This window comes from Streptomyces sp. NPDC031479 (genome assembly GCF_055581065.1).
On the sequence record NZ_JBVIKC010000082.1, the window covers coordinates 1 to 14,481 of the forward strand.

The following is a 14,481-nucleotide window of genomic DNA, read 5'->3' on the forward strand; positions in this document are numbered from 1 at the left end:
CCCCCCCCCCCCCCCCCCCCCCCCCCCCCCCCCCCCCCCCCCCCCCCCCCCCCCCCCCCCCCCCCCCCCCCCCCCCCCCCCCCCCCCCGCTGCCGCTTGCTGGGTGCATGGAGACCACCACCGCCCGGATGGAGACGCCGCGCGCCGCGGGTGCGGCCGGGGTGCTCTTCGCGCTGCTGCTGGCGGCCTCGATCGTCCTGGTCCGCTACGCGCTCCCGTCGGACGCCGCCCACGCCCCCGTGGATCCCGACCGGCGCTGGGCGGTGAGCGCGGCGCTGGAGATCGTCCCGTTCGCGGGGATCTTCTTCCTCTGGTTCATGGGCGCCCTGCGCGCCCACACCGGGGACGCCGAGGACCGGTTCGTCGCCACCGTCTTCCTGGGCAGCGGCTTCGTCTTCACGGCCGCCCTGTTCGTCGCCGCGGCCGCGGCGGGCACCGTCCTCCAGGAGAGCACGACGTCGTCCGGCTTCGGCCGCTCCTTCGCCTACACGGTGCTGACGACGTACGGGATGCGGATGGCGGCCGTGTTCGTCTTCGCGACCTCGACCATCGGCAGGCGCCTCGGCGTCTTCCCGCGGCCGCTGGTCCTGCTGGGCTTCGCGGCGGGCCTCCTCCTGCTGCTGGCCGGCTCCTCCCTGCCCTGGTCCGAGCTGCTCTTCCCGGTCTGGGCGCTGGCCGTCAGCGGGTACATCCTGCGGGTGAGCAGGCACTAGTCCTCCCGGCAGGCGACCCCGGGGTGGTACGTGCATTCTGGAGGTCGGGGGTGACGGGGGTGATCGAGCCACGGAAAGGCTGATGCCTCATGAGGCTTGTCGTCGACCTCAACCGCTGCCAGGGATACGCCCAGTGCGCGTTCCTCGCTCCTGAAGTGTTCGCGATGCACGGTGACGAAGCGCTGCTCTACGACCCGAACCCGGTCGCGGACGGGGAAGCGGACGGAGAGCTGCGCGGGAACGTCACCCGGGCGGTGGCCGCCTGCCCGGTCCGGGCGATCCTGCTGGAGCTGGCGGACGGCCATGCCGGGGACGGACCCGGAGGCGCGTCATGACCGCCGACGGCAGCCTGGAGCGGCTCAAGCGCGAGGGGCGCATCGTCGTCGTCGGCGCTTCGCTGGCGGGCCTGCGGGCCGCCGAGACCATGCGGGAGAAGGGCTTCACCGGCTCCCTCACGATGATCGGCGACGAACCGTACGAGCCCTACGACCGGCCCCCGCTGTCCAAGCAGGTGCTGCTGGGCCGGGCCGGCCCGGAGGGCACCGCGCTCCCCCGCCGCCGGGACATCGGGGCCGAGTGGCGTCTCGGCGTCCCCGCGACCGGCCTGGACATGGCGGCCCGCCGGGTCCGCCTCGGCGACGGGAACGAGGTGGAGTACGACCGGCTCCTGATCGCCACCGGCGTGCGGGCCCGGCCCTGGCCCCAGGCGGACGAGGCCGCGCTCGACGGGGTCTTCGTACTGCGCACCCGTGACGACGCGGCCGCCCTGGAGCAGAAGCTCGCCGCCGGACCGCGGCGGGTGCTGGTGATCGGCGCCGGGTTCACCGGCTCCGAGATCGCCTCCGCCTGCCGGGAACGCGGACTGCCCGTCACGGTCGCCGAACGGGGCGCCGCACCGCTGGTCGGCGCACTGGGCGGGGTGATCGGCGAGGTGGCCGCCGAGATGCACCGCGAGCACGGGGTGGACCTGCGCACCGGGATCATGGTGACGGGGCTGGAGGGCGACGCCACCGGGCGGGTCCGCGCGGCGCACCTGTCCGACGGCACCACGCTGGAGGCGGACGTGGTGGTCGTCTCCCTCGGGGCCATGCGCAACACCGAGTGGCTGGCCGGGTCCGGGCTGGGCGCGGGCCCCCGCGGCATCGCGTGCGACGCGGGCTGCCGGGCCTTCGACATCCGGGGCATCGTCACCGACGACATCTACGTGGCGGGTGACGTGGCACGTTCCCCGCACGCCCTGTTCGGGTACCAGTTCCTGTCCCTGGAGCACTGGGGCAACGCGGTCGCGCAGGCGGAGACCGCCGCGCACAACATGCTCAGCGAGAGCACGGACCGCCGCCCCCACCTGTGGGTGCCGGCGTTCTGGTCCTCCCAGTTCGGCGTGAACATCAAGTCGGTCGGGGTGCCCTCCATGGGCACGGAGATCATGATCACCCAGGGCTCGCGCGGCGAGCGCCGGTTCACGGGCGTGTACGGGTACCAGGGCCGCGTGATCGGCGCCGTCACCTTCGACCAGTCGCGGTGGCTGCAGTTCTACGAGCGGCTCATCGAGGAGACCGCGCCCTTCCCGCCGCCGTTCACCACCGTGGACCGCAGGCCGGAGGGCAACCGGCCGATGCCCGCGGACTTCCCCGACCCCTCGGTGCCCACGCACGGCCCGACCATCACCCTCAGCGGCTATTCGCCGGCCGACCGGCGGATGACCTTCACCCCCGCGCACCACTGACCCGGACGCGCCCTCCCCGGAGGAGTGCGAGGAGCACGAGGCCCCCTCATGACCCAAGACATCCTGCGTCAGATCCTGGACTACTCCAACCGGGCCGACCCGTACCCGCTCTACAAGGAGCTCCGCCGGACACCGGTCTACCACGACGGCAGCGGCCCGTTCGTCGTCAGCACCTACTACGAGATCCAGGCCCTGCTGCACGATCCGCGGATCAGCTCCGACGCCCGCAACCTGGCGTCGGCGGCCGACGACCCGCTGGCCGAGCCGGGAGAGGAGGAGGAGACGGTCCTTCCGCCGTCCTTCCTGAAGCTCGACCCGCCCGAGCACGACCGGCTGCGCCGCATGACCAACCGGCCCTTCGGCCCGCCGCACTCCCCGCACCGCGTCCACGACATGCGGGGTGACCTGCACGACATCGTCAAGGGCCTGATCGACAAGATCGCGGAGAACGGCAACGCCGAACGGATCGACCTGGTCGAGGAGTTCTCCTACCCCTTCCCGGTGACCGTGATCTGCCGGCTGCTGGGCGTGCCGCCGGAGGACGAGGCACGCTTCCACGTCTGGGCGGACACCCTCGCGGCGAGCCTGGACCCGGATCCGGACGCGGACCCCAAGGAACGCGAGAGGCGTACGCACGACTCCCGCATGGAACTCGGCATGTACCTGTCCGGGCTGATCGAGGAACGGCGCAAGAACCCGACCGGCGACATGCTCTCCGAGCTGGTCACCGGGAACAGCCCGGACGGCACCATGACGACGATGGAGGTGCTGAGCACCGCGGCGCTGCTGCTGATCGCCGGTCACGAGACCACCGTCAACCTGATCACCAACGGGATGCTCACGCTGCTGCGCCATCCGGAGGTCCTCGACCGGCTGCGCTCCGAGCCGGAGCTCTCCGTCAACCTCGTGGAGGAGCTGCTGCGCTACGAGCCCCCGGTGCAGCTGGTCCCCCAGCGCAGCACCCTCGCCGACATCGAGGTGGCGGGCGTGTCCATCCCCAAGGGCGCCTCGCTGTGGCTGGTCCTGGCCGCCGGGAACCGTGACCCCCTGCGGTTCGAGGACCCGGACCGCTTCGACCCGGACCGCGAGGACATCCAGCACCTGGGCCTGGGCAGCGGCATCCACAGCTGCTTCGGGGCACCGCTGGCCCGGCAGGAGGCCCAGCTGGCCCTGAGCGAGCTGGCCCGCAGGCTGGAGAACCCCCGGCTGCTGGCCGACCCGCCCCCGTACCGCCAGAACGCGGTGCTGCGCGGCCCCCGCCACCTGCCGATCGCCGTGGACGGCATCCGGCCCTGAGGGCGCTGAGGGCGCTGAGGGACCTGAGGGACTGAGGGATCCGAGGGCGCCGAGGGATCAGAGGATCAGAGCGCCGGGCGGTCCGGGCGGGCCACGGCCCTCAGGGCCCGCCCGGCAGGACGACCACCTCGGACGGGGTGAAGGTCACCCGGACCCGGTCGCCCACGGCCGGAGCCCCCGCGAGGCCGCACTCGGCCTCCAGCACCGGTCCCTCCTCGGGCCTCAGCAGCAGCGCCACATGGGTGCCCCGGAAGGTGCGCGAGGCCACCTCGCAGCCCAGTCCGTCCGCCCCCAGACGTACGCCGACGGGCCGGATCAGCAGCCGCCGCTCGCCCTCCGGCGCCCCGGCGGGAACCGGGACCTTCCCCCACGGGGTCGCGGCCGCGCCCCCGGACACCGTGGCCGGGACCACGTTCTCGAAGCCGAGGAAGCGCGCCACGAACTCGGAGGCCGGCCGCTCCCAGACCTCCAGCGGGGTCCCGGCCTGCGCGATGCGCCCGTCCCGCATGACCACGACCCGGTCGGCCAGCGCGAAGGCCTCGCCCTGGTCGTGGGTGACGGCGAGCACGGTGGTGCCGAGGCGGGAGAACAGGGAGCGCAGTTCCACGACGAGCCGTTCCCGCAGCCCCCGGTCGAGCTGGCCCAGCGGCTCGTCCAGCATCAGCAGCCGCGGTGAGGGGGCGAGGGCCCGGGCCAGGGCCACCCGCTGCTGCTCACCGCCCGACAGCGAGGCCACCGCCCGGCGCTCGGCGCCCGGAAGGCCGACCAGCTCCAGCAGCTCCGCGACCCGGGCGGCCGAGGACCCGCCGGAGGCACCCCGCATCCGCAGTCCGAAGGCGACGTTCCCGCCGACGTCCCGGTGCGGGAACAGCTGGTGGTCCTGGAACATGAGACCGACCCCGCGCCGGTGCACGGGGACCGCCGCCTGGTCCGCGTCACCGAGCAGCACCCGCCCGCCGGACACGGGCTGCAGCCCGGCCACCACCCGCAGCAGGGTGGACTTGCCGCTGCCGCTCGGCCCCAGCACGCAGACGATCTCGTGCTCGGCGACCTCCAGGTCCACCGCGTCCACGACGGCCCGCTCGCCGAAACGGACCGATACGCCGTCGAGCCGGAGCAGGGTCATCAGAACTCTCCCGAGGTCGTGGCGGGTCGCAGCCGTTCCAGCAGCAGCAGGGACACCGCGCACACCAGCATCAAAATCGTGCTCAGGGCCATCGCCTGCCCGTAGTTCATCTCCCCGGCCCGCCCCAGCAGCCGGGCCACCGCCACCGGCAGCGTCGGGTGGTCCGGCCGGGCGATGAACACCGTCGCCCCGAACTCCCCGAGCGAGACGGCGAAGGCGAAGCCCGCCGCGATCAGCAGCGCCCGCCGCACCAGCGGCAGGTCCACCTCCCGCCAGGCCCGCAGCGGCGACGCCCCGAGCACGGCCGCCGCCTCCCGCAGCCGGCCGTCCACGGCCCGCAGCACGGGCAGCATGGTCCGTACGACGAACGGCACGCCGACGAGCGCCTGCGCCAGGGGCACCAGGATCCACGAGGTCCGCAGGTCCAGCGGCGGCTCGTCCAGCGTGATCAGGAAGCCGAAGCCCACCGTCACGGCGGACACGCCGAGGGGGAGCATCAGCAGCGCGTCGAAGCCCCGCACCAACGACCCGCCGCGACGGGTCAGCGCCGCGGCCGCGAGCCCTCCGACGAACAGGGCGATGGCGGTGGCGGCCAGCGCGTACTGCAGGGAGTTCCAGATGGCCTCCAGCGGCGGCACCAGAAACGTTCCGCCCCCGGAACCCGCGTCCTGCAGCGCCCGGTAGAACCCCAGCCCGTACCCGCCGGGCGCGTCGAAGGACCGCTCCACCAGCACGGCCAGCGGGGCCACGATCAGCAGTGCCACGGTCAGCAGCACCCCGCCGAGGAGGCTCCGCTGGGCCCAGCCGCGCGGGCGGTGCGCGGTGTGCGCCGGGTCCACGAGCCGCAGCGCGGTCTCGCGACGGCGCACGGTCCGGGCGTGCACGGCGAGGATCAGGCCGACAGCGGCGAACTGGACCATCGTCAGCACCGCGGCCGTCGGCAGGTCCAGGAGCTGCGCGGTCTGCCGGTAGACCTCCACCTCCAGCGTGGAGTACGCGGGCCCGCCCAGGATCTGCACGACGCCGAAGGAGGTGAAGGTGAACAGGAACACCATCAGCGAGGCCGCTGCCACCGCCGGTCCCAGCGCGGGCAGCGTCACCCGTCGCCAGGCGGCGAACCGCCCGGCGCCCAGGACCCGGGCGGCCTCCTCCTGGCGCGGGTCCAGCTGGGCCCACAGCCCGCCGACGGTGCGGACCACGACGGCGTAGTTGAAGAAGACGTGGGCGAGCAGGATCGCCCAGACGGTGGTGTCCAGCCGGACGCCCCACAGTTCGTCGAGCAGCCCGCCCCGCCCCACCAGGGCCAGGAAGGCCGATCCGACCACCACGGTCGGCAGCACGAACGGCACGGTGACCAGGGCCCGCAACGGTTGTTTGCCGGGGAAGTCGAAGCGCGCGAACACGTACGCGCCGGGAAGGGCGATCAGCAGGGTGAGCACGGTGGAGGCGAACGCCTGCCACGTGGTGAACCACAGGACGCCCGCGATGTCGGGCCTGGCCAGCACCTCGCCGACGCGCCCGAACTGCCAGCCCTCGTCCGTCTTGAGCCCGCGCCCCACGATCGCGGCGACGGGATAGGCGAAGAACTGCCCGAAGAAGGCGAGCGGCACCGCCATCAGGGCGAACCTGACGGCGGTGGCGCGCCCGCCCGCCTTCGGGGAGCCGTCCCGCACTACTTCACGACGAGCGAGGACCATGCCTTGACCCACTGGTCACGGTTCTTGGCGATGGCGTCGGGGGCGACCGTTTCCGGCTTCTCGACGACCACGCCGTGCTTCGTGAACACCTCCGGCAGCTTCGCGTCCTTGACCACCGGGTTCACGAACATCTGGAGCGGCATGTCCTCCTGGAACTTCTTGCTCACCAGGAAGTCGATGAGCGCCTTGCCGCCCTCCTCGTTCTTCGCGCCCTTGAGCAGGCCCGCGAACTCGACCTGGCGGAAGCAGGTGCCGGTGGCCACGCCCGTGGGGGCCTCGGCGGGCTGCGGCTCGCCGTAGAGGACCTCGACCGGCGGGCTGGAGGCGTAGGAGACGACCAGCGGACGGTCGCCCTTGGCCTTCTTGCCGCCCGCGGAGCCGGAGAAGCGCTCGTTGTAGGCCTGCTCCCAGCCGTCGACGACCTCGACGCCGTTGGCCTTGAGCTTGCTCCAGTAGTCCTTCCAGCCGTCCTCGCCGTACTTGCCGACGGAGGCGAGCAGGAAGCCGAGGCCGGGCGAGGAGGTCGCGGCGTTCTCGGTGACCAGCAGGTTCTTGTACTCCGGCTTGGTCAGGTCGTCCAGCGTCTGCGGCGGGGCGATCTTCTTGTCGGCGAAGTAGGCCTTGTCGTAGTTGACGCAGATGTCGCCGGAGTCGACCGGGGTGACACGGTGCTGCTGGTCGAGCACGAACTCCGGCTTGACCTGGTCCAGGCCCTTGGCCTGGTACGGGGTGAAGATCCCGTTGTCGAGGGCGCGCGAGAGGAGCGTGTTGTCGACGCCGAAGAAGACGTCGCCCCGCGGGGAGCCCTTGGTGAGGATCTCCTGGTTCAGGGCGGCGCCGGCGTCGCCGGACTTCAGGACCTTGACGGTGTAGCCGCTCTGCTGCTCGAACTCCTTGAGGACCGTGTCGGTCACGTTGAAGGAGTCGTGGGAGACCAGGGTGATCGTCTTGGACTTCGGGGCGTCGCTCGCGCCCGCCGGCTTGTCCTTGGTGTCGCCGCCGCCGCAGGCGCTGAGCGTGCCGACGCCCAGCGCGGCCACGAGCGCTGCGCCCGCGATCTTCTTGGTGGTGCTCACTGGTGAATTCCTCCTGGGATGTCCAGGAGAAGACGCGGCCCTGCCCGGCGCTCTGTGGGAGCGGACGCCGGGCAGGGCGCAACAGCTTGAGTGATGACCGAACTTCCTACCCCGAATGACCGGGGCGAGGTTCAGAGGGTCTGCGGATGACGGTTACCGCACTCTCAGCGCTGTGGCGCTCCCCTGTCGGAATGATGAAGTTGTCCGGCCACAGGGTACCCCGTGGCCGATTACGAGCGATCGCGGCCGGAATCTAGCGCTCGGAGGCGGCCAGCTGGCCGCACGCGCCATCGATCTCCTGGCCACGGGTGTCGCGTACGGTCACGGGCACACCGTGCCGGGCGATGGCCTCGACGAAGGCCTTCTCGTCCTCGGGACGCGAGGCGGTCCACTTCGAGCCCGGGGTCGGGTTCAGCGGGATCAGGTTGACGTGCACGCGCTTGCCCTTGAGCAGGCGGCCGAGGAGGTCACCGCGCCAGGCCTGGTCGTTGATGTCGCGGATCAGCGCGTACTCGATGGAGATGCGCCGGCCGGACTTCTCGGCGTACTCCCAGGCCGCGTCGAGGACCTCGCGGACCTTCCAGCGGGTGTTCACCGGGACCAGGGTGTCGCGCAGCTCGTCGTCCGGCGCGTGCAGCGAGACGGCGAGACGGCACTTGAAGCCCTCGTCGGCGAAGCGCAGCATGGCCGGGACCAGGCCGACGGTGGAGACGGTGATGCCGCGCTGCGACAGGCCCAGGCCGTCGGGCTCCGGGTCCGTGAGGCGGCGGATGGCGCCGACGACCCGCTTGTAGTTGGCCAGCGGCTCGCCCATGCCCATGAAGACGATGTTGGAGAGCCGGGCCGGGCCGCCGGGGACCTCGCCGTCGCGCAGCGCGCGCATGCCGTCGACGATCTGGTGCACGATCTCGGCCGTGGACAGGTTGCGGTCCAGGCCCGCCTGGCCGGTGGCGCAGAACGGGCAGTTCATGCCGCAGCCGGCCTGCGAGGAGATGCACATGGTGACCCGGTCGGGGTAGCGCATCAGCACGGACTCGACGAGCGTGCCGTCGTGCAGCTTCCACAGGGTCTTGCGGGTGGTGTCGTCGTCGCAGCTGATGTGCCGGACGACGTTCATCAGCTCCGGCAGCAGTTCCTGCTGGAGCTTCTCGCGCGACGTGGCGGGGATGTCGGTCCACTCGGCCGGGTCGTGCGCGTAGCGGGCGAAGTAGTGCTGGGAGAGCTGCTTGGCCCGGAACGGCTTCTCACCGATCGCGGCCACGGCCTCCCGGCGCTCGGCCGGGGTCAGGTCGGCGAGGTGCCGGGGCGGCTTCTTGGCCCCACGAGGGGCGACGAAGGTGAGCTCTCCCGGAACGGGGCGGGCCATGGCGGGTACTCCTTGTAAGACGAAAGGCGCGCCGCAGAAGCAGCGCGCCTTCCAAGAGTAACCGCCCGGCGTATCGCCCGGCTTTTCCGCAGGTCAGCCCGTACCCACGAAGGCCGCCAGCAGCAGCCAGACCACCGGAGCGGTCGGCAGCAGCGAATCGAGCCGGTCCATGATGCCGCCGTGGCCCGGGAGCAGGGTGCCCATGTCCTTGATGCCCAGGTCCCGCTTGATCATCGACTCGCCCAGGTCACCCAGGGTGGCGCTGACCGCGACCGCCAGGCCCAGCAGCAGGCCCTGCCACCAGGCGCCCCCGTCGATCAGGAACTCCATGCACAGCGCACCGGCCGCCATCGCGAAGGCCACCGCCCCGAAGAGTCCCTCGCGGGTCTTGCCGGGGCTGATGCGCGGGGCGAGCTTGGTCTTGCCGAAGCGCCAGCCGACCGCGTAGGCCCCGGTGTCGCTGACCACCGTCAGGACCAGGAAGGTCACCACCCGCTGGGGGCCGTCGTCGGCCGTGAGCAGCATCGCGACGAACGTGGCCAGGAAGGGCACGTAGAACGCCGCGAAGACGCCCGCCGTGACGTCCTTGAGGTAGTCCTCGGGCGCTTCGGTCATCCGCCAGACGAGCACGGCCAGCGCCGTGAGCGCCATCGCCACCCAGGCGCCCTCGGCCCCCCGGACGTATCCGGCGATCACCATGGCCGCGCCGCCGACCGCGAGCGGGACGAGCGGGGCCTTGATGCCCTTCTTCTCCTGGAGCCGGGAGGTGAGCTCCCACAGGCCGACGACGACGGCGACGACGATCACACCGACGAAGACGGCCTTGACGATGAACAGCGAAGCGAAGATCACCGCGCCGAGGCCGACGCCGACCCCTATGGCGGCACGCAGATCCCGCCCCGCGCGCTTCTTCTGCGGCGGCGGGGAGGCGTCCTGCGGTACCTGCGAAGGCGGAGGCGGGGGGCTGGGCATGGGCTCCTGCGGCGGCGTCTCGGTGCGGAACGGGGGGCCGCCGAAGGCGGCGGCCCCCCGATCGCGTGCTTCCCGGTCGTCGAAATCACGGCCGGCGGCATCGGGCACGATGGACATGGGCCGAGTCTGCGGGCCCACCAGCGCATCGTATGCGGGACCCGCCGCCACCGGCTCGGCGGCCCAGGGAGAGTCGTTCATCAGACCTCGAGCAGCTCGGATTCCTTGTGCTTGAGCAGCTCGTCCACCTGCGCGACGTACTTCGCGGTGGTGTCGTCGAGCTCCTTCTCCGCGCGGCGCACCTCGTCCTCGCCGGCTTCCTTGTCCTTGACGAGCTTGTCGAGGGCGTCCTTGGCCTTGCGGCGCACGGAACGGATGGAGACCTTGGAGTCCTCGGCCTTGGTGCGCGCGACCTTGATGTACTCCTTGCGGCGCTCACCGGTGAGCTCCGGGAAGGTCACCCGGATGATGCGGCCGTCGTTGCTCGGGTTGACACCGAGGTCGGAGTCGCGGATCGCCTGCTCGATGTTGCGCAGCGCGGACGCGTCGAACGGCGTCACGATCGCCATGCGCGGCTCGGGAACCGCGAAGGAGGCGAGCTGGTTGATGGGCGTGATGGCGCCGTAGTAGTCCGCCACGATCTTGTTGAACATCGCCGGGTGCGCACGGCCCGTGCGAATCGCGGCGAAGTCCTCCTTGGCGACGACGACGGCCTTCTCCATCTTCTCCTCGGCCTCGAGGAGGATTTCTTCGATCACCACGTGCTCCTGCATGTCAGATGTGGATGGTTCAGGCGGGCGGGGCGGTGCGAGCCGCCCGGACCGGGCCCGGCCGGAGCCGGGCCGCGGTGGGGCTCAGGCCCGGGTGCCCTGGTCGCTCACGAGCGTGCCGATCTTCTCACCCTTGACGGCGCGGGCGATATTGCCCTCGGCGAGGAGTTCGAAGACCAGGATCGGAAGCGCGTTGTCGCGGCACAGCGTGATGGCCGTGGCGTCGGCGACCTTGAGGTCGCGGGACAGCACCTCGCTGTATTCCAGCGCGTCGAACTTCACCGCGTCCGGGTTGGTCTTGGGGTCGGAGTCGTAGACCCCGTCGACACCGTTCTTGCCCATGAGGAGGGCTTCGGCGTCGATCTCCAGGGCGCGCTGGGCGGCCGTGGTGTCGGTGGAGAAGTACGGCATGCCCATGCCGGCGCCGAAGATCACGACGCGGCCCTTCTCCAGGTGCCGGACGGCGCGCAGCGGGATGTACGGCTCCGCGACCTGGCCCATGGTGATGGCGGTCTGGACACGGCTGTCGATGCCTTCCTTCTCCAGGAAGTCCTGGAGGGCGAGGCAGTTCATGACGGTGCCGAGCATGCCCATGTAGTCGGACCGGGCCCGGTCCATACCGCGCTGCTGCAGCTCGGCGCCGCGGAAGAAGTTGCCGCCGCCGATGACGATCGCGATCTCGGCGCCGTCTCGGACCACGGCCGCGATCTCGCGGGCGATGGCGTGCACGACGTCAGGGTCGACACCCAGCCCGCCGCCGCCTGAGAAGGCTTCGCCGGAGAGCTTCAGCATGAAGCGGCGACCCTTCTTCTCGTGGTCGCTCTTGTCGTCGGAAGCGGTGTGGGTGTCCACGCCCTGATTCATGGAGATCTCCTCGTGCACATACGAAGAAGGCCATTGCCGGTGGGTCCTTGCGGTTCCCTCTACGGCAATGGCCTCCTCGTCAGATCTGCGGTCGCCTCGCGCGAGCGCGGACGACTGCTTCAGACCCTACCGGGGTCCGGTGTCCGTCGCGTACGGACGGACTCAGATGCCGACCTTGATGCGGGTGAAGCGCTTCAGGGTGACACCGGCCTCGTCCAGAACCTTCTGGACGGACTTCTTGTTGTCCAGGGCGTACGGCTGGCCGAGCAGCGTGGCGTCCTTGAAGAAGCCGTTGACGCGACCCTCGACGATCTTGGCGATCGCGGCCTCGGGCTTGCCCTCGGCGCGGGTGGTCTCCTCGGCGACGCGGCGCTCGGACTCGACGATCTCGGCCGGGACGTCCTCGGCGGTCAGGTACTTCGGCGCGAACGCGGCGATGTGCTGGGCGATGCCCTTGGCCAGGTCGGCGTCGGCCTTGTCCAGCTCGACCAGGACACCGATCTGCGGGGGCAGGTCGGGCATGGTGCGGTGCATGTAGGAGGCCACGAAGGCACCCTCGTACGCCGCGAAGCGGTCCAGGACGATCTTCTCGCCGAGGTTGGCGTTGGCCTCGTCCACGAACGCCTGGACGGTCTTGCCGGCCTCGATCTCGGACGCCAGCAGCGCCTCGATGTCCGCCGGGGAGGTGGCGGCCACGTGGGCGGCGAGCTGGTCGGCGACGGCCAGGAACTTCGGGCTCTTCGCGACGAAGTCGGTCTCGCACTTGAGCTCGACGAGGACACCGGAGGTGCCGTCGGCGGCGATCAGGGAGGTGACGGCACCGTTCTCGGCGGAACGGCCCTCGCGCTTGGCGACACCCTTCAGGCCCTTGACGCGCAGGATCTCGTTGGCCTTGGTGACGTCACCGTCGGCCTCGACGAGCGCGTTCTTGCAGTCCAGCATGCCGGCGCCGGTGAGCTCGCGGAGCTTCTTGACGTCAGCGGCGGTGTAGTTCGCCATGAGTCTGTGATTCTCTCTCGAAGTCGTAGATCTACGGGTGAACGGCGGAGGCGCCGCGCTCGTGGCGCGGCTCCCCCGCCGTCATCGTCCGTGCTGCGAGTGCCCGGCGGATGAACGCCGGGCCCACTCAGTGGGTCAGGCCTGCTCGGCGTCGGCGGCCGGAGCCTCGACAGCCTCGGCGGCCGGGGCCTCGACGGCGGCGTCGGCCGCGGGGGCCTCGGCGTCGTCGGCCTTCTTCTCACCCTCGAGCAGGTCGCGCTCCCACTCGGCGAGCGGCTCGGCGGCGGCCTTCTCGCCCGGCTTCGAGTCACCGGTCGCAGCACCGGAGCGGGCGATGAGGCCCTCGGCGACGGCGTCGGCGATCACGCGGGTGAGCAGGGTGACGGAGCGGATCGCGTCGTCGTTGCCCGGGATCTTGTAGTCGACCTCGTCGGGGTCGCAGTTGGTGTCGAGGATCGCGACCACGGGGATGTGCAGCTTGCGCGCCTCACCGACCGCGATGTGCTCCTTCTTGGTGTCGACGATCCAGACGGCGCTGGGAACCTTCGACATCTCGCGGATACCACCGAGGGTCTTCTCCAGCTTGGTCTTCTCGCGGGAGAGGACCAGGAGCTCCTTCTTGGTGAGACCCGAGGCGGCGACGTCCTCGAAGTCGATCGCCTCAAGCTCCTTCAGACGCTGGAGGCGCTTGTAGACGGTGGAGAAGTTGGTGAGCATGCCACCGAGCCAACGCTGGTTGACGTACGGCATGCCGACGCGCGTCGCCTGCTCGGCGATGGCCTCCTGGGCCTGCTTCTTCGTACCGACGAACATGATGGAGCCACCGTGCGCGACGGTCTCCTTCACGAACTCGTAGGCGCGGTCGATGTACGACAGCGACTGGAGCAGGTCGATGATGTAGATGCCGTTGCGCTCGGTGAAGATGAAGCGCTTCATCTTCGGGTTCCAGCGACGGGTCTGGTGACCGAAGTGGACGCCGCTTTCCAGCAGCTCCCGCATCGTTACGACGGCCATGGCCATCTCCTTGTTTTCTCGGTTTGGTTCCTGACGCCCCGCCGCGCCCTGCCCCGAAGAGGGACCGAGAGACGCTGTTCACCAGGCCGGATCCGGCCGATGCTGGGGCGTGCGAAGTCGACCCGGTGACCCGGATCGCCACAAGAAGTGTACGGGACCCGGCGGTATGCCGGGTGACGCCGTTGTCCACACCCTTTCGGCCATCCACAGGCACGGCCGCCCGCGGCCGTGCGCGCGGCAGCCTTGTCGGCATGACGACACTGCTGCTCACCCTGCTGCTGGCGCTGGCCCCCGCCCTGCCCCGGACCCTCGTCCCGGAGCCCGTCCCGGCGGTCCGGCCACTGCCCCCGCCGCTGTCCGTGACGCGCTGGTGGGATCCGCCGCCGACGCCCTACGCGGCCGGCCACCGCGGGGTGGACCTGGCCGCTCCGGTGGGGGCGCGGGTACGGGCCGTCGGACCGGGGCGGGTGCACTACGCCGGGCAGGTCGCGGGCCGCGGGGTGCTCTCGCTCACCCTCCCCGGGGGCCGGCGCACGACCTACGAGCCGGTGCGGCCGCTGGTCGCGGAGGGGGAGGAGGTCACGGCGGGACAGGAGGTCGCGGTCCTCACGGCCGGCTCGCACTGCCCGGCCCCGTGCCTGCACTGGGGCCTGCTGACCGGCGAGAACACCTACCTCGACCCGCTGACCCTGCTCCCCCGCCCCACGCCCCGCCTCCTGCCGACGGCCGGGCCCTCATAGGACGGGCCCCTCACAGGACGGGGGGGACCGCCTAGTGACCTGAGTCAGAGGTTTGTCGTTGGTTTGGGTATGAGTCGTCCTGGTCCGAAGATTCCGCCGTTGTCGGTCACTGATGCCCAGCGTGC

At 71.2% G+C, this 14,481-nt stretch carries 14 protein-coding genes; 5 read left to right on the top strand and 9 right to left on the bottom strand.

The features are described 5' to 3' along the window. Window positions 1–107: 107 nt before the first annotated feature. The 4 genes from ACZ5D2_RS40065 (at window position 108) to ACZ5D2_RS40080 (ending at window position 3,735) form a co-directional block, all read left to right on the top strand. Window positions 108–713 carry a hypothetical protein gene (locus ACZ5D2_RS40065; protein WP_371676450.1) on the top strand — a complete coding sequence of 202 codons (606 nt, stop codon included), beginning with the start codon at window positions 108–110 and terminating at the stop codon, window positions 711–713. 89 nt (window positions 714–802) lie between these two features. Continuing rightward, on the top strand, window positions 803–1,048 hold the full coding sequence (locus tag ACZ5D2_RS40070) for a ferredoxin (protein WP_371676451.1): 246 nt from the start codon (window positions 803–805) through the stop codon (window positions 1,046–1,048). After that, window positions 1,045–2,439 carry an NAD(P)/FAD-dependent oxidoreductase gene (locus ACZ5D2_RS40075; protein WP_371676452.1) on the top strand — a complete coding sequence of 465 codons (1,395 nt, stop codon included), beginning with the start codon at window positions 1,045–1,047 and terminating at the stop codon, window positions 2,437–2,439. Before ACZ5D2_RS40070 ends, ACZ5D2_RS40075 begins: the two co-directional genes overlap by 4 nt. A gap of 48 nt (window positions 2,440–2,487) precedes the next feature. Beyond that, window positions 2,488–3,735 (top strand): cytochrome P450, encoded by a 1,248-nt coding sequence (locus tag ACZ5D2_RS40080; RefSeq protein ID WP_371676453.1) that lies wholly within the window; start codon window positions 2,488–2,490, stop codon window positions 3,733–3,735. 100 nt (window positions 3,736–3,835) lie between these two features. Here the strand turns inward: ACZ5D2_RS40080 and ACZ5D2_RS40085 are convergent, their stop codons facing one another. The 9 genes from ACZ5D2_RS40085 to rpsB form a co-directional block, all read right to left on the bottom strand. Beyond that, entirely contained in the window at window positions 3,836–4,861 is a 1,026-nt protein-coding gene (locus ACZ5D2_RS40085; protein ID WP_468936609.1) for an ABC transporter ATP-binding protein, read from the bottom strand. After that, window positions 4,861–6,477 (bottom strand): ABC transporter permease, encoded by a 1,617-nt coding sequence (locus ACZ5D2_RS40090; RefSeq protein ID WP_468936624.1) that lies wholly within the window; start codon window positions 6,475–6,477, stop codon window positions 4,861–4,863. The genes ACZ5D2_RS40085 and ACZ5D2_RS40090 overlap by 1 nt, the downstream gene beginning before the upstream one ends. A 56-nt stretch (window positions 6,478–6,533) precedes the next feature. Then, entirely contained in the window at window positions 6,534–7,634 is a 1,101-nt protein-coding gene (locus ACZ5D2_RS40095) for a thiamine ABC transporter substrate-binding protein (RefSeq protein ID WP_468936612.1), read from the bottom strand. A gap of 253 nt (window positions 7,635–7,887) precedes the next feature. Next, window positions 7,888–9,000 carry a dual-specificity RNA methyltransferase RlmN gene (gene rlmN / locus ACZ5D2_RS40100; RefSeq protein ID WP_468936616.1) on the bottom strand — a complete coding sequence of 371 codons (1,113 nt, stop codon included), beginning with the start codon at window positions 8,998–9,000 and terminating at the stop codon, window positions 7,888–7,890. Window positions 9,001–9,093: 93 nt separating this feature from the next. Continuing rightward, window positions 9,094–10,170 (bottom strand): phosphatidate cytidylyltransferase, encoded by a 1,077-nt coding sequence (locus tag ACZ5D2_RS40105; protein ID WP_371676456.1) that lies wholly within the window; start codon window positions 10,168–10,170, stop codon window positions 9,094–9,096. After that, window positions 10,170–10,727, bottom strand: a complete 558-nt coding sequence (gene frr / locus ACZ5D2_RS40110) for a ribosome recycling factor (RefSeq protein ID WP_030227444.1) — start codon at window positions 10,725–10,727, stop codon at window positions 10,170–10,172. The genes ACZ5D2_RS40105 and frr overlap by 1 nt, the downstream gene beginning before the upstream one ends. 96 nt (window positions 10,728–10,823) lie before the next feature. Then, complete coding sequence (gene pyrH / locus ACZ5D2_RS40115) at window positions 10,824–11,603, bottom strand: UMP kinase (protein ID WP_280918379.1); 780 nt, start codon at window positions 11,601–11,603, stop codon at window positions 10,824–10,826. A 162-nt stretch (window positions 11,604–11,765) separates the two neighbouring features. Beyond that, window positions 11,766–12,602, bottom strand: a complete 837-nt coding sequence (gene tsf, locus ACZ5D2_RS40120) for a translation elongation factor Ts (protein ID WP_266842610.1) — start codon at window positions 12,600–12,602, stop codon at window positions 11,766–11,768. A gap of 135 nt (window positions 12,603–12,737) precedes the next feature. Beyond that, on the bottom strand, window positions 12,738–13,616 hold the full coding sequence (gene rpsB / locus ACZ5D2_RS40125) for a 30S ribosomal protein S2 (protein WP_280918380.1): 879 nt from the start codon (window positions 13,614–13,616) through the stop codon (window positions 12,738–12,740). Between the two features lie 251 nt (window positions 13,617–13,867). Here rpsB and ACZ5D2_RS40130 point away from each other — a divergent pair, with 251 nt between their 5' ends. Beyond that, window positions 13,868–14,356 carry a M23 family metallopeptidase gene (locus ACZ5D2_RS40130; protein WP_371676457.1) on the top strand — a complete coding sequence of 163 codons (489 nt, stop codon included), beginning with the start codon at window positions 13,868–13,870 and terminating at the stop codon, window positions 14,354–14,356. Window positions 14,357–14,481: the final 125 nt, after the last annotated feature.

Bases quoted from the DNA above. Each gene is read 5' to 3' on its own strand.
- ACZ5D2_RS40080 (WP_371676453.1), top strand. From the start codon at position 2,488: ATGACCCAAGACATCCTGCGTCAGATCCTGGACTACTCCAACCGGGCC.
- ACZ5D2_RS40130 (WP_371676457.1), top strand. From the start codon at position 13,868: ATGACGACACTGCTGCTCACCCTGCTGCTGGCGCTGGCCCCCGCCCTG.
- ACZ5D2_RS40075 (WP_371676452.1), top strand. From the start codon at position 1,045: ATGACCGCCGACGGCAGCCTGGAGCGGCTCAAGCGCGAGGGGCGCATC.
- ACZ5D2_RS40070 (WP_371676451.1), top strand. From the start codon at position 803: ATGAGGCTTGTCGTCGACCTCAACCGCTGCCAGGGATACGCCCAGTGC.
- rlmN (WP_468936616.1), bottom strand. From the start codon at position 9,000: ATGGCCCGCCCCGTTCCGGGAGAGCTCACCTTCGTCGCCCCTCGTGGG.
- ACZ5D2_RS40065 (WP_371676450.1), top strand. From the start codon at position 108: ATGGAGACCACCACCGCCCGGATGGAGACGCCGCGCGCCGCGGGTGCG.
- rpsB (WP_280918380.1), bottom strand. From the start codon at position 13,616: ATGGCCGTCGTAACGATGCGGGAGCTGCTGGAAAGCGGCGTCCACTTC.
- ACZ5D2_RS40090 (WP_468936624.1), bottom strand. From the start codon at position 6,477: ATGGCGGTGCCGCTCGCCTTCTTCGGGCAGTTCTTCGCCTATCCCGTC.
- ACZ5D2_RS40105 (WP_371676456.1), bottom strand. From the start codon at position 10,170: ATGAACGACTCTCCCTGGGCCGCCGAGCCGGTGGCGGCGGGTCCCGCA.
- tsf (WP_266842610.1), bottom strand. From the start codon at position 12,602: ATGGCGAACTACACCGCCGCTGACGTCAAGAAGCTCCGCGAGCTCACC.
- ACZ5D2_RS40085 (WP_468936609.1), bottom strand. From the start codon at position 4,861: ATGACCCTGCTCCGGCTCGACGGCGTATCGGTCCGTTTCGGCGAGCGG.
- pyrH (WP_280918379.1), bottom strand. From the start codon at position 11,603: ATGAATCAGGGCGTGGACACCCACACCGCTTCCGACGACAAGAGCGAC.